This is a genomic window from Synechococcus sp. 63AY4M2 (assembly GCF_002760475.1).
In the GTDB taxonomy this organism is placed as follows: Bacteria; Cyanobacteriota; Cyanobacteriia; order Thermostichales; family Thermostichaceae; genus Thermostichus.
Window position 1 is genome coordinate 1353865 of the sequence record NZ_AXUX01000001.1, and the last position, 14013, is coordinate 1367877.

10 protein-coding genes, 1 tRNA gene and 1 pseudogene are annotated in these 14013 nt (G+C 61.2%); 2 read left to right on the forward strand and 10 right to left on the reverse strand.

The genetic code is table 11. The features are described 5' to 3' along the window. Positions 1-238: 238 nt before the first annotated feature. Positions 239-1393 (reverse strand): FAD-binding oxidoreductase, encoded by a 1155-nt coding sequence (locus SYN63AY4M2_RS06015; RefSeq protein WP_011429169.1) that lies wholly within the window; start codon positions 1391-1393, stop codon positions 239-241. 1290 nt (positions 1394-2683) lie between these two features. Between SYN63AY4M2_RS06015 and SYN63AY4M2_RS14445 the strand changes: the two are divergent. Further along, positions 2684-2878, forward strand: a pseudogene (locus tag SYN63AY4M2_RS14445) (PAS domain-containing protein); the annotation flags it as partial. 3 nt (positions 2879-2881) lie between these two features. Then, a complete protein-coding gene (locus SYN63AY4M2_RS06025) occupies positions 2882-5191 on the forward strand; it encodes a GAF domain-containing protein (RefSeq protein ID WP_346426064.1) in 2310 nt (769 codons plus the stop codon). Here the strand turns inward: SYN63AY4M2_RS06025 and SYN63AY4M2_RS06030 are convergent. From SYN63AY4M2_RS06030 to SYN63AY4M2_RS06075, 9 genes are all read right to left on the reverse strand, one after another. Further along, positions 5188-6624, reverse strand: a complete 1437-nt coding sequence (locus SYN63AY4M2_RS06030) for a cytochrome c biogenesis protein (protein ID WP_011429167.1) — start codon at positions 6622-6624, stop codon at positions 5188-5190. The genes SYN63AY4M2_RS06025 and SYN63AY4M2_RS06030 overlap by 4 nt on opposite strands. Positions 6625-6700: 76 nt before the next feature. Next, entirely contained in the window at positions 6701-7450 is a 750-nt protein-coding gene (locus tag SYN63AY4M2_RS06035; RefSeq protein ID WP_011429166.1) for a cytochrome c biogenesis protein CcdA, read from the reverse strand. A gap of 98 nt (positions 7451-7548) precedes the next feature. Then, positions 7549-8067: an inorganic diphosphatase gene (locus SYN63AY4M2_RS06040; protein WP_041438773.1), complete on the reverse strand. Its 519-nt coding sequence runs from the start codon at positions 8065-8067 to the stop codon at positions 7549-7551. A gap of 384 nt (positions 8068-8451) precedes the next feature. Then, a tRNA-Asn gene (locus SYN63AY4M2_RS06050) sits at positions 8452-8523 on the reverse strand. 149 nt (positions 8524-8672) lie between these two features. Further along, positions 8673-9545 (reverse strand): M56 family metallopeptidase, encoded by an 873-nt coding sequence (locus SYN63AY4M2_RS06055; protein WP_011429164.1) that lies wholly within the window; start codon positions 9543-9545, stop codon positions 8673-8675. Next, positions 9542-9976, reverse strand: a complete 435-nt coding sequence (locus tag SYN63AY4M2_RS06060) for a BlaI/MecI/CopY family transcriptional regulator (RefSeq protein WP_011429163.1) — start codon at positions 9974-9976, stop codon at positions 9542-9544. The genes SYN63AY4M2_RS06055 and SYN63AY4M2_RS06060 overlap by 4 nt, the downstream gene beginning before the upstream one ends. A gap of 91 nt (positions 9977-10067) precedes the next feature. Further along, entirely contained in the window at positions 10068-11375 is a 1308-nt protein-coding gene (gene serS / locus SYN63AY4M2_RS06065; RefSeq protein ID WP_099812562.1) for a serine--tRNA ligase, read from the reverse strand. A 27-nt stretch (positions 11376-11402) separates the two neighbouring features. Beyond that, entirely contained in the window at positions 11403-12395 is a 993-nt protein-coding gene (gene ilvC / locus SYN63AY4M2_RS06070) for a ketol-acid reductoisomerase (protein WP_099813279.1), read from the reverse strand. 73 nt (positions 12396-12468) lie between these two features. Then, entirely contained in the window at positions 12469-13953 is a 1485-nt protein-coding gene (locus SYN63AY4M2_RS06075; RefSeq protein WP_228375397.1) for a glycosyltransferase family 2 protein, read from the reverse strand. Positions 13954-14013 lie beyond the last annotated feature (60 nt).

Here is a 14013-nt window from a genome sequence, read left to right on the forward strand (position 1 = left end):
GGGTCGTGGGACAGAGACTTGAACGCTGCTATCGAGATTTTGAAGCGTGGACTCAGGTCCCCCCGTATACGGGGGGATATAGGGGGGCGGTGGGACTGCCGCTCTCTGGCTGTGGAGGATCCTGGTTTACCAGTCCGTTGAAGCAGCAACTCCGGGAAGTGATTCTCGGAAGCTCCCGTCTACAGCCCGTCAGGGCTTAGCGGGAGAGGATGTCACGTTTCGGCGTGATTTGGAGTAGCTATATCAAGCTGGGGCTGAAGATGGCGGCGGGATCAAACTGCTGCTTCAGCTTGCGCATTAGGGTCGCCGTCGGGCCGAAATCGTGGGCCAGAGCTGTCTTCAGGGCTGCCGGTGCCTCCAGCAGCAGGAGAAACCCGCCCACCGACTTGAGGTGGCGCTGTAACTGTAGCAGGGATCCCACCTCAGGCTGGGAGATCCAGGCTCGCCCCAATCCACAGCCGCGATGCAGTTGCACCTGAGCGTCGGGAAATAGAGACTGAAACTGCTCTAGAGTAGCCAGGCTCTGGCTAGGCAAGCAGCCGAACTTGGCCAACACCATCCCCGCACGGCGGGAGGGCAGAGGCGGGGCTTCAGGTCTTGCCTCTTGCCAGCTCAATCCTGCAGGAGCTAGCTGTTGCACCTGGGTCATCTGTTGGGCAATTACCCGCTCGGAGCCGTGGAAATGGAGGCAGAGCTGGGGCCCTTCTGCCTTCAGCCAGAGATCCACCCCCACCGGGCTGACCGGCGCCCTCAGCACCTGCCGAGCCAAGGCTTCCAAATCGGGCAGGGATCCTGTAGCCACCAAAGTTGCTTGGGCTGCCGGCAGGGGATAGAGCCGTAGGGTCGCCTGCGTCAGGATCCCCAAACTGCCCAGGGATCCGGCGAACAGTCTCGTCAAGTTATAGCCGGCCACATTCTTAACCACCCGCCCACCCGCTTTGGCCACCTCCCCATCGGCCCGTACCCAGGTGATGCCCAGCAGCAAATCGCCGATCCCACCGTAACGCCAGCGCAGCGAGCCCGTATCGGCCGTGGCGACGATGCCCCCCACTGTGGCCCAGTCAGGGTAAAGGGGATCCACCGGCCACCATTGCCCCCGCTCTGCCAAGATGGCTTGTAGCTCCCCTAGGGTCATACCGGCCTCCACTGTCGCCGTTAGGTCGGCAGCCGCATGGTCGATCAAGCGGCGCAGCCCACGGGTACTGAGGATGAGATCCACAGCCTCCAAGCGAGGAGCCCATCCCCACTTGCTCCCCTGCCCGAGCGGCAGCACCTTCCGCTCGCGGCACTCTTTTAGGAGCTGCGCCAATTCTGGAACCGTCGAGGGAGTTTGGATGGGAATAGGAGCGGCCTGGCCGGAGAGAAAATCTGTCAGCGGCGGAGAAAAAGCCATCGAGAAGAGCTAAGCCCAAAACGCCGGCAACATCTGATCCCCTAGCTATCGGGATCAACTTGCCCAATTTCAGTGTAGGGGGCAAACTCCTCACCTGGGCAGCACAGCCACAGATGGGTACTTGATGAGGCTTAGAATGCAGCCAGCTTCCCAAGTTCCCTCGCCGGGAGCGGAGGGCTGAGAGGGGTCGCGGCAGCACGGGCTGAACTCAAGTAATCTGGCAGCCGCTCAAAATCTGTCAAATCTGTCTCCAATGAAACCAACCCAAGCTCAACTCGATGACGCGAAGATACTTGAAAAAAACAGAGCAACAGGATGGCGATTGCCCCTTTTTAGATGAAGGAAAAACCTCGATAAACCGGAAGAGCCGCAACTTAGATCGACAATTCCTGTTAACAGCGAGCTAAGAGCTTAACTTGCTCCCCAAGTCTCGGCACCAGCAAATTAAACAGCAGATAGATGTAAAGATTTATATCAAAATTCGAAACTTCTTTGCGCGACGTGGTACTCTAACTTGTAAGTAAAGTTAAGCTTGGGTTAAAGCTATCAAATGCCTAAAGCTAAAACTGCCTGCAAGTAAGTCCGTAAGTAAGTATTTTGTCTGGTCTTGGCTAAAGTTTCCCTCTGCCATACTGTTTGCAAATTTTTCTGACTGCAATTTAAGGTTCGGTTATCCCCTGACACCGACATGGTGCAAGACTTGCGCTCTTCATCGGGATCCCTGGAACAGTGCTTTGGCCAGATGCCACTCTTGGTCGGGTTCGACAGCCCCCTTGCCGAGGTTCTCTCCCTGTTGGCGCAAAAGAATGGCTCCCGGCCCTACGCCTTGGTGGTGGATGCAGGCCGAGTGGTGGACATTTTGACGGCTGTGGATTTGACACTCCCACCCAGGGGATTCTTACGCAGCCCAAAATGGACTCGCAAAGGCGCTGTCAAGACGCCCCTAGACAGTCCTTTGAGGCATAACCTCAAAGTTCTGCTTACTTCGGACTTAAGTTCCTCCAGGTTAGTTATTGCCGCGCGGGTTTTGCACCGCAGTAGGTTGTTTTCCTGGAGAAGCTCTGTACTAACTATAACAAAGAAGCAACTAAAGTGGCTCAAGGGCTTTTCCGCCCCGTACTTTAGTACGGGGCTACCAAGCTATCCTTTTGTGTTGCGGTGGGTGGCCAGCGACCGATCTTGGCAGGGATCCACCCTGGCTGAGGCGATGACCGCCCCTGTTGTAACCTTGGCCGCCGGCGACTACCGGGATCCGCTGGCGTTAAGGATCCCCCTTTTGTCTATTGGCCCCCGGAGGAGATGGAGAAGATCGCCACCGCCTTCGCCCAGGGGCTGGCTCAGGGTCGGCCCCCGCAGGGTTGGGAGCTGACCTTTATGCGTCGCAACGGCGAGCGGTTTCCGGTGCGGATTTTGGATGCCCCCTGGCAGGATGCCCAGGGGAAGGTAATCGGCATTGCCAGCGTACAGGATTTGACCCAGGAAAAAGAGTTGCAGAACCCACAACAAAAACGGCAGCACTCGCTGCACGATCAGCCAGATCTGTTTCAAAACCTCTTTGAGCAAGCCCCGGTGGGCATGGCAGTTACGGATGCGGCGGGGCAGATCGTCAAGGTGAACGAGAGCTTTTGCCAGCTCACCGGCTACACCGAGGCCGAGCTCTTGAGCATGAATTACGCCGACCTCACCCACCCTGAGGATCTGCGGCAGGAGGCAATCTATGTCGAAGAAATACGAGCGGGCCGCCGCCGGGGCTACCGCATGGAAAAACGCTACATCCGCAAAAGCGGCGAGATCCTCTGGGTTGACCTCTCGTCTTTTGTGGCGGAGACTCCCGACAAACAAATCTACGGCATTGCCTCCATTGTCGATATTACCGAGCGCAAGCGAGCCCAGGAGCAGGCTCAACTGCAACTCCACCAAGCCCGGCTGCTCAACCGCATCGCCCAAGGGATCCGGCAATCGTTGCAGGTGGAGTCCATCCTGGGTTTTGCCGTAGAAGAAGTCCGCCGTTTGTTGGATGTGGAGCGGGTGGTGATCTACCGCTTTTTCCCCAATTGGGTGGGCGAGATCGCCATGCAATCGGTCAGCCGGCCAGAGTTGAGCCTGCTGGGCCTGGTTATCGAAGATCAATGCTTTGTTAGCCAGTGGCACCAGGCCTATCAGCAGGGCCGCATTTCGGCCATTGAAGATATCGACACCGCCCCCATCCAGCCCTGCCACCGCGAGCTGCTGGCCGGTTTGGGGGTGCGGGCCAACTTGGTGGTGCCCATTTTGCAGGCGGCTGGCCCTGACGGCAAAGACAGCGAGCCGGCCCGCCTCTGGGGGCTGTTGATCGCCCACCAGTGCAGCGCCCCCAAACAATGGGATCCCTGGATGCCGGATTTTTTGCGACAAATTGCCGATCAACTGGGGCTGGCGCTGCAACAGGCGGAGCTGTTTGAGCAACTCCAAGCTGCCAACGCCGAGCTGCGCTACCAGGTGGAGGTGCGCAATGCCGAGCTGGCCCAGCGGGTGAGATACGAGCAACTGCTGCGGCTGATTGGCGACAAGGTGCGCTCCAGCCTGGACGAACAGGAGATCTTGGCCACCGTGGTGCGGGAGCTCACCCAGGCTTTCCAACTGGGCGCCTGCGGTGTGGCCCTCATCCATCCGGAAACCCAGACCTACACGCTGGCCTACGAAGCGGCGGGATCCCTGCCCCCCCTGGGCAAGGTCACTCTGCCCTTGGATCCCGTGCTTTTGCGCCAGCTCCGCCAAGGCCAGACCCTCTACCTCAGCACGGATCACCCGCTGCGGGGGCGCTGTACCCTGCTTGCCTGCCCCCTGGTTGTAGAAGAGCAAGAAGGGCAGCTTGTCTCAGGCACCGGCTCGTTGCTGGGCTTTCTCAAGTTAGTTCGCCTGCCCCAGGAGGGCTTTACCGAGGCCGAGATCCACTTTGCCGAGCAGGTGGCCACCCAGTGCAGCATCGCCATTCGCCAGGCCCGCCTCTACCAGGAAACCCAGGCTCAGCTCCAGCAACTGCAGCAGCTCAACGAGCTCAAAGAAGAGTTTCTCAGCATGGTCTTCCACGAGCTGCGCACGCCTCTGACCAGCATGAAAATGGCCCTGAAAATGCTGGAGGTGCGCGGCCTTTCCGAGGCGCAGATCCCCTATTTCAACATCCTCAAACAGGAGTGGCAAAAAGAGCTGGACTTGGTCAACGACCTGCTGGACTTGCAGCGGCTAGAGGCCGGCAGCCGCAGTCTGGAGATCGCCCGCTTCGAGGTGCGCGAGTGGCTGGAAAAGCTGTTGCCGCCCTTTGCCCTGCGCTTTCAAGAGCGCCAGCTCACCTTTATCTCCTACCCCCCCTCTGAACCCATCTTGTTCAACACCGATGTGGGGCTGCTCACCCGCATCTTGAGCGAGTTGCTGGCCAACGCCGCCAAGTACACCCCTGCCGGCCAGCAGGTTCATCTGGAAGTGGCGGTCGATTCGTCGGGTCTCCATTTGCAGGTCACCAACACCGGTGTCGAGATCCCAGCGGAGCACCTGCCGCGCATCTTCGAGAAGTTCCACCGCATCCCGCACCTGGACTACGCCCACCAGGGGGGCACCGGCTTGGGCCTGCCGCTGGTGAAAAAGGCGGTGGAGCTGTTGCAAGGGATCCTGCAAGTGGAAAGCGGCGAGAACCGCACCCTGTTCGCGGTCAGCCTGCCGGATTTGGGCAGTTCCGCCCTCACCCCCAGCCCCTCTCCCTCAGGGAGAGGGGAGCTAGATGACCCTGGGCAGCGTTGCCGGTCAAACAGCCGCCATGGCTAGCCGTTGGCTAAGGACTCCGTCCCGCCGACGCGAGCGGCAGGAGGGGGTTCTTTTGCCGGCGAAGGGGGAGAGGAGAGCAGTTGCTGCTCCACCAGGCGGGCAAACTCCCGCTCGAAGCTCACCAGGGCGCGGTTGGTTTTGCCTCCCAGGTAGAGCCCTGCTTCCGTCTCCAGGGCCCAAACTTGGCTGTAGCTGAAATAGCTCATCGCCACCCCCAGCATCAGCAGCCCAAAGCCGAGATAGACCAGCGGGATCCCTGGGTCGGATTTAATCTGCAGACCGGTGGCGCCGATAACCTCGTCTAGGTGCAGGGTAAGACGGTTGGGGAAGCGCTGGGGGGCAACTTCGTCCAGGGCCAGGCTCATGCCCTGGCGCAGGGATCCTATCCACTGGCCTTGGGTGTCGTAGAGCAGGGCCGTCCCCTGCAAATCGGGCAACAACAGCGTCAGGCCCTCGCTTAGGTCTGGCCGGGTGGGGACAAAAGCGCCCCAGAGCTTGCTGCCCGCTTGGGTGGGCACCGGCACCACCGGGATTTGAAAGGGAGGGCTGTTGTTGAGGCGGATGCGGATGCTGTCGATGCTCCAATCAGCCTGGTAGAGGGTCACCCCCCGGTAGGAGAGGGGATGGTTGACGGAAATGGTCTGGCGTTTGACCTCCTGGCCCCCATCCAAAATCGAGAGATCTGAGTAAAACTGCTTCACCCGGCCATCAGGAGCATAGTCAATCCAGAAGCGGTTGACCCGAATTTGCCAGGTGGGTAGATGAGCCAGATCCCCTGCCCCGGTTACCTGTTCAATGGCGGCGACGCTGCCGCTGGGGATCAGCGCTTGGGCCTTGAAGCCGGCAAGGCTGCCCCAGATGGCCCCCAGCAGGATCAGCAGCAGGCTGACGTGCACCAGGATAGGCCCAAACCGCCCAATCAGACCCTTGCGGGCGTAAAGTCGGGATCCGTCCTGAAACACCGCATAGCCCCGCTGGCGCAGCCGCTGCGGCAGCCCCTGCAGGGAGCGTTGGGGCAGATAGGTCCAAAAGGGCAGCCGCTGGAAGGAGTGGGGACGGGTGAGGTAGCTCCAGCGACGGGCCACCTTGAGCATCGGCCACTGGCGCGTCAAAGAACAGGCGGCCAGGCTGCTGCCAAAGAGGATCAACAGGGCCAGAAACCAAGAGGTGCGATAGACGTGATCCAGCCCCAGCTTGAGGATCAGCCGCCAGGTGAGAAAGCCAAACAGGGCCGGATGCTCGGGGTAGTGGGCCTGATAGAAGGCCACGGTTTCCTCTTGCTCGATGACCGTGCCAACCGCGCTCAAAAGGGCAATTGCCAAGAAAAGGCCGATGGCCAGACGCAGATCCGCCAGCAGCGGCAGCAGCTCATGGCGAAAGTACCGACGCAAGGGGGAAAGCCACCGCGACAGCGGCAGAGAGGGGATAACCATGGGAAGTTGTCAGCTCAAGATCTGAACTGCCCCCCAACTGGAGGGCAGCCCCATCTTAGCTTGCAGCAGGGATCCCTTAGGCCCAAGCGGAGAGGATCGTCACGGTGCCAAAGCCCACCAACACCACGCCACTGGCATAGGTAAACCAGATCGACCAGCGCCGCAAGGCCAACAGTTGCTTCATCGAGCCGGCGAACACCCCCGCCAACAGCAGCGGCGAGACCAGCCCCAGCGCATAGGCCAGCAGCAGCCCGCCCCCCACCCAGGGCTGCCCTGTGGTGGAGACCCAGCCGAGCAGGGCCACCAAAACCGGCGTGCTGCAGGGAGAAGCTACCAGGCCAAAGGTGGATCCCAGCAACACCGACCGGCCTAGCCCAGGCCACTGGCCAGGGATCTCCAACCGGTTAAACCAATCGGGGAAGCGCAAGGGGACAACTTCCAGCAGGTTCAGGCCCATGAGGATGGCGATCCCTCCCGCCACTAGGGATCCAAAGGCAGCGGTTTGTCCATAAACCCGGCCTAGCAAAGCTGCTCCCAAGCCCAGCCCGCTGAGCGTCAAAGCCACGCCAGCCGCAAAGCCTAGCGATTGCACCCAAACCTGCCAGCGCACTTCTCCGGCAGCGGCGGGGGTAGTGGGAGCGTAGCCGCCGATGTAGCCGATGGTTACCGGCAACAGGGAGAGCATACAGGGAGAAAGGCTGGTGACCAGACCTGCCAGACCCACCAGCAGCAGGCTCAGCGGAGAAAGGTGCTGCAGTTGGCCTTGGACAAGTTGCGTTGCCCATTGTTCCAGGTGGTAAAGCCAAAGCTGAAGGGTATCGGCCATAGCAGAAGCCATCGAGTCCAACCCTAAGCTAGCTCGAGGAATCCAAGCCAGAACAGATTGGCGCCAACTGGGAGCTTCAGTCCAGAAAAGTTGGGGAGCTACTTGGACTGTTGGTAGGTGGCAATGCTGCTGGCGATCACTGCCTCGGTTTCGGCTAGGCCTTTCCAGCCCAAGATCTGGGTTTCTTTCTTCTCCAGGCGCTTGTAGGTGGCGAAAAACTCGGCAATCTCGTCCAGGCGGTGCTGGGCAATATCTTCCAGCCTGGTTACGGAAGCATAGCGAGGGTCCTTAGCGGGCACGCACAACAACTTCTCATCCGGCTCCCCCGCATCGATCATCTGCAGCATGCCCAGCGGGCGCACCGCAATCACACACCCTGGAAAGGTGGGCTGATCCATGATCACCAGGCCATCCAAAGGATCCCCGTCCCCTGCCAGCGTATTGGGCACAAAGCCGTAGTCGTAGGGGTACTGCACCGAAGAGTAGAGCACCCGGTCTAGGGCCATTACGCCCATGTCTTTGTCAAACTCGTACTTGTTCTTGCTCCCGCCCGGAATCTCAATCAGGAGGTTAAGTAGGCCTGGCTTTGGTTGGGCAGGGATCCGCGACAGGTCGATCACAGCAATTACCCTCGGAATAGGTGAAACGGCCAGAGGGCATTATAAATCGAAGCGTTCCTTCAGCAGCGGCATCCCAACCCCAACTAGGGGTGACCAGCAAGTCGGGAGGCACAAGCCCCGGACTTTAGTCCTGGAGATAAGTCTCCCCATCTCGACATCCTGCAGGCTGGAGTCGACTGCCCACGCTTTCGATGTCCCTGCCGTCGCCCAGGAGTCGGGGTGATGGCGCCCCCGGCCTCCCTTTCATCCCCCCGTATAGGGTGGGAAAAAGGGGGCGCGGTGGCAGCGGCGCCAGCCCGTCCGCGTAGCTTGCGACAAGCGAGAAAGAATCCTCGTCCTCTCGGGCTGAGGAGAACATCAAGCTTGCATCCCCCCGCCCAACTCCTCGGGCAAGATTCGAACTTGCGACCAATCGGTTAACAGCCGACCGCTCTACCGCTGAGCTACCGAGGATCGAAGTATTTTCCATCGTAGGAAAAAAAAGGCCATCAAGCAACTCCCGCGGAGGAAGAAATTCTTGGCTCTGTCCAGGCCATGGTTCAAGCGGCTGTAAAGCTGCTGCCCACCGGCGCGCCAAGGCAAGCTGGGGAATGGCGTCAACCTCAGTTGTGAAAGGGGATGGCCAACAGAGGCAGGAGAGCCAGCCCCAGCCAGGCCCAACCCTGCAGGGAAAGGTGGGAGGCGACCGGGCCTGACTCCTCTTGCTGCAATAGGGCATCGATGCGCTCTTGCAGCCGTCCCCCCGCACCGGATCCCATTTCTAGGGCAAAGCCAACCCAAGCCGCTGCCGGTTGCTGCGCCATGCCATAGCCCACCACCTGCACCAGAGCCTCTCCCAGCACCAAGGGATCCACCCGTTGGGCCGCCCAGCGATCTGCCCGCAGCTCCCGCAGGGTGAGCAATTCCTGCCAGAGGACCTCTGTATTCGGCAGCCAGCTGCTGAGATGGCGCAGCCAGCCCACCGCAAACATCCACAAGGTATCGCCGTAGTGGCGGTGGGCCTCTTCGTGGGCCAGCACCGCCCGCAGGTGTTCTTCATCCAACTGCTCCAGCAGGCCGCGACTGACCACCAATTGCGGCTTCCATACCCCCACTTGGGCAGCAAAAGGGATCTCCAAATTCAAGACATAGGCCGAAGAGCCATACAAATTGACTTGGGCCAGAGCCCGCAGGCGGGCGCGTCGGCAGACGCGCCAGTACTCCCAAGCCCAGCGCAGGGCCACGCCTGCAGCCAGCGCCAGCAACAGCAGCGCACAGCCGTAGCAGAACCAGCCTCCTGCCCCGGCCATTTGTCCCCACGGCCCCATCCAAGCCAAAGCAAGGGCAGTCATTAGCAAAAACAGCGGCGGCAGCAAGAAGTGGATCCAGGCCCACTGCCAGCGCTGGGCCCAGGAACCAGCTCGATCCAGCCGCACCTGGGCCCGCCACAGCCAACTCAGGGCCAAACCCAACAGCAACATGCCCAAGTGGCTCATTGGGGATCCCTCCTGGCCTCGCGGGCCGCCCGCAACCGCTCGGCAATCGCCTGCAACTGGGACACGCTGGCCTGATCCAGGCTATCGGCAAAGGCTGCCACGGTGTCTGGGTCGCCCACCGCCAAAAACTGCTGCAACTGGGCAAAGGCCCTGAGGCTGGCAGCTTCCTGGCGAGAAAGACGGGGCCGCCACAACATCGGCAGACTCCGCCCTTCTGCATCGGTGCGACGTTCACAGCTCACCCAGCCCTTCTGGCTTAGGCGCCGCAAAACCGTAGTTACAGAGGCATAGGCCAACTCTCGGTCGGGATCGGCCAAGATGCGCTCGTGGATTTGGCGGGTGCTGGCACTGCCCAGCTCCCAAAGGATATCGAGGATCTCGGATTCCAGAGGGCCTAGTGAGAGTTGCTTGGGACGATGCTTGGGCAACATAAACCCTGGCAGGGTAGGGATCCCTATCTAGATTGACATACTCTCATACTCTCCACAGCTATGGCTTGCTGGAGCACCGCGGCAGAATGGCTCAGGGAGCAGTCCGGAGAGCGCCGTCTTCCGAGAGGAAGCGGGAGCTGAGGAAAGGACGCAGCGCCTGGGGGATGCGAATCGAGCCGTCCGGCTGCTGGTGATTTTCCAACAGGGCGGCCAGAGCCCGTCCCACCGCTAAGCCGGAGCCGTTCAAGGTGTGGACGAAGTGGGTGCCCTTTTGCCCTGCTTCTTTGTAGCGCAGGTTAGCGCGGCGGGCCTGGAAATCCCAGCAGTTGGAGCAACTGGAGATCTCGCGGTAGCGGTTTTGGGAGGGGAACCACACCTCCAGATCGAAGCAGCGGGCTGCTGAAAAACCTAGATCGCCGGTACACAGCTCCACTACCCGGTAGGGCAGCTCCAGCATCTGCAAAATGGCCTCGGCATCTTGCACCAGCTTTTCGTGTTCTGCCTCCGACTGGGTGGGGTGGGTAACTTTGACCAGTTCCACCTTTTGAAACTGGTGCAGCCGGATCAGGCCCTTGGTGTCCCGGCCATAGCTGCCGGCCTCGCGGCGAAAGCAAGGTGTGTAGGCACAGAAATAGAGCGGCAGGCGCTCGGCTGGGATCACCTCCTCCCGGTACAGGTTGGTGAGGGGCACTTCCGCCGTCGGGATCAGCCAGAGGTCGTCGTCGGCACAGCGGAAGCTCTCAGCGGCAAACTTGGGCAGTTGCCCTGTCCCCTCCAGAGCAGCGCTGTTGACCAAAAAGGGAGGGATCACCTCGGTGTAGCCAGCGGCAATGTGGCGCTCCAGCATCATGGCGATCAAGGCCCGCTCCAGAGCCGCCCCTGCCCCTACCATAGCCACAAAACGGCTCTGGGCTACCTTGACGGCACGGCCAACCTCCAGGAGGCCCAGCTTTTCGGCAACCTCGTCGTGGGGAAGGACGGGGTGGGTGGGTTTTAGCGCATCCCCCCAGCGGCGCACCTCCACATTGTCGGCCTCATCCTGGCCAACCGGCACGCTGGGCAAGGGCAAGTTGGGCAAGGTGAGCAACCGGGCGCGCACCTCCTCCTCCAGCTCCCGCTCCCGCTGTTCCAGTTGGGCGATCTCGGCCTTGAGATCTGCCCCCTGCTGCCGCAGGGCCGCCACCTCCGCTCCCTGGGGATCCGCTCCCTGGCGGATGAGCTCGCCGACCTTCTTGCCGAGGCTGTTGCTTTCTGCCTGCAGAGAGCCGCGTCGGGCCTCCAAGCGGCGGCGCTCCCGATCCAACTGGAGAATGCCGTCCAGGTCGACACTGGCCCCGCGCTTGTCCAGGGCTTGGCGTACCTCTTCTGGGCGATCCCGCAGCAGCTTCAGATCCAGCACGAGACTTGCCTGTGAGACGACCTCTGGCTATTGCTTCAGCCAGCTAAACATGGCCCTTAGCTCTTTGCCCACCTTCTCGATGGGGTGCTCCGCCTCGCGGCGGCGCATTGCCGTAAAGCCGGGCTTGCCGGCCTGGTTTTCCAAGACAAACTCGCGGGCAAACTGGCCGCTTTGGATTTCTGACAGGATCCGCTTCATTTCAGCGCGGGTTTGCTCGGTAATAATGCGGGGGCCACGGGTGTAGTCGCCGTATTCTGCTGTGTTGGAGATGCTGTGGCGCATCTTTTCCAGGCCCCCCTCGACGATGAGATCCACGATTAGCTTAACCTCGTGCAGACACTCGAAGTAGGCCAGCTCCGGCTGGTAGCCTGCTTCCACCAGGGTCTCAAACCCCGCCTTGATCAAAGCCGTGAGGCCGCCGCAGAGCACCACCTGCTCGCCGAAGAGATCTGTTTCAGTTTCCTCGCGGAAACTGGTCTCCAAAATGCCGGCCCGCGTGCCGCCGATGGCCTTGGCATAGGCCATGGCCCGCTCCCGCGCCATCCCGGAGGCATCTTGATGGACGGCAAACAGACACGGCACCCCCTGGCCTTCCTGGTAGGTGCGCCGCACCAGGTGACCGGGGCCCTTGGGAGCGACCATGATGACATCCACGTCTGCGGGCGGCTGGATCTGCCCGAAGTGGATGTTGAAGCCGTGGGCAAATAGGAGCACCTTCCCCGGCTTTAGATGCGGGCGGATCTCGCTCTGGAAGACGGTCTTTTGCACTTCGTCCGGTAGCAGGATCATCACCCAGTCGGCGGCAGCCGCAGCATCTGCTACAGTCTTGACCGTCAACCCGTCCCGCTCCGCTTTGGGCCAAGAGGGGCTGCCGGGGTAGAGGCCGACGAGGACGTTGACACCGCTGTCGCGCAGGTTGAGGGCGTGGGCATGGCCCTGGCTGCCGTAGCCGATGATGGCGACGGTCTTGCCGTCCAGCAGATCCAGGTTGGCGTCAGTGTCGTAGTAGAGGCGGGCCATAGTCGGGCTGGGTAGTTTGGTGAGCTGGCGTTTGATTAGGATAGCAGGATCTGGGGGATCCCCAACAGCAGAACTAGAGGCCATGGTGCACCGTTTTTACCCACCGCAACCGCTTGGGCTGCACACACATACGAGCCGTGGTCACGATCATGACCGGCAGCCAGTGGAGCATGTACACCAAGCCCAGAGCCGTACGCCACCAGAGTTTTCGCCCGCGCAGCCCCTCCACCTGGCGCAGGCCGCGGTAGAAGGCCACCGTCACAGATCCCATGACCAGGGCGTTCAAGGGGAGCAGCACCGAGGAGTGGCCCGTCAACAGCACCCAGAGGGTATCGGGAACTAAGGCCATCGGCAGCAGGTACTGAGAGATGAAAAAGGCCCAGAGATCGACTGTCTTGGCCATGCCCAGGCGGCGGCTGAGGATCCCTGGCCAGTAGTCGAGGTAGCGCTGGTAGCCCCCCTCCGCCCAGCGGCAACGCTGGTGCCAAAGGCTTTTCCAAGAGGTGACTCCCTCTTCGACGATGGCCGGCTCCGTCAAAAAGGCAATATCCACCCCCGCCAGGTGCAACTTAAAAGTAAGATCCAGGTCGTCGGTGAGGCTGTTCTCGTTCCAGCCGCCGCACTTTTCCAGGACATCCCGTCGCACCAGTTGGCCGTTGCCTCGCAGCTCCCCAATCCCGCGGATGGCCACCCGCTGCTGCTGCAAGTAGGCATCGGAGGCCATCTCCGCCACCTGGCCCAGGGTCCAGAAGTTGACGTTGGGGTTGCTCAAGGCTTTGCGCACCTGAACGGCGCCGATTGTCCGTCTGCCGGGGCGGGGGGTCTGGCCGAACAGCGGCAGGGTGCGAGTCAGCAAATCCGGAGGCACAATGGCGTCGGCGTCGCAGACCAAGATAATCTCCCCCCGCGTCAGGGGCAGCACCTCGTTGAGGGCGCCAGACTTGCCGCCTCCTCGCCCTGGTGGCCGTCGGTAAACTCGCAGGTGAGGGATCCGCTTTTGGGCTTCCTGCAAGATGTCGGGGGTAGCATCGCTGCTGGCATCGTCAATGGCCCACAGCTCCAGGTGGCTGCTGGGGTAATCCAACTGGGTGAGGCTGTGCAGCAGCCGCGGCAGCACTGCGCTTTCGTTTTTGGCCGGGATCAACACCGCCACTCGCGGCAGAGGAGAACCCGCCAGCGCTAAGGGCTGAGCCCCGCCCACCTCAGGCAAAGGCAGGGAGGCCGTTTCGGCGGCGGCGGGATCCCAGGCCATTGTTCCAGGAGGGTAAAGCCTCAAGGGGGGCGGCAGAGCCGCCGGTTGCAGCCGGAACAGGCGGTTGATGTGGATGACCATGAAGGTGGCCAGGCCAACGGTAAACCAGCGGGCTACCGCTACCTGGTGCATCAGGCTGACCAGCCCCCACACCGTCGCCAGAACCAGGAAAGCTTTGAGACGGCGGCGCTGAGCCGAGGTGAGCAACCAATCGGGAAGATGTAGGTCCTCGAGGGGGGCAGGCTCTGACCAGACAAACTCAGACATGGCGAGCATCTCGTAGGTAACAACTTTGCCCGTACGCACCAGCCGTCCCAAGCTTGAGCCCAGCGGCTGCTAAGAGGCCGTTAATTATTGTCACCTATT

Excerpts from the sequence above, each read along its gene's own strand:
- SYN63AY4M2_RS06030 (WP_011429167.1), bottom strand. The coding sequence starts at position 6,624 with ATGGTTATCCCCTCTCTGCCGCTGTCGCGGTGGCTTTCCCCCTTGCGT.
- ilvC (WP_099813279.1), bottom strand. The coding sequence starts at position 12,395 with ATGGCCCGCCTCTACTACGACACTGACGCCAACCTGGATCTGCTGGAC.
- SYN63AY4M2_RS06015 (WP_011429169.1), bottom strand. The coding sequence starts at position 1,393 with ATGGCTTTTTCTCCGCCGCTGACAGATTTTCTCTCCGGCCAGGCCGCT.
- SYN63AY4M2_RS06055 (WP_011429164.1), bottom strand. The coding sequence starts at position 9,545 with ATGAGCCACTTGGGCATGTTGCTGTTGGGTTTGGCCCTGAGTTGGCTG.
- SYN63AY4M2_RS06035 (WP_011429166.1), bottom strand. The coding sequence starts at position 7,450 with ATGGCCGATACCCTTCAGCTTTGGCTTTACCACCTGGAACAATGGGCA.
- SYN63AY4M2_RS06060 (WP_011429163.1), bottom strand. The coding sequence starts at position 9,976 with ATGTTGCCCAAGCATCGTCCCAAGCAACTCTCACTAGGCCCTCTGGAA.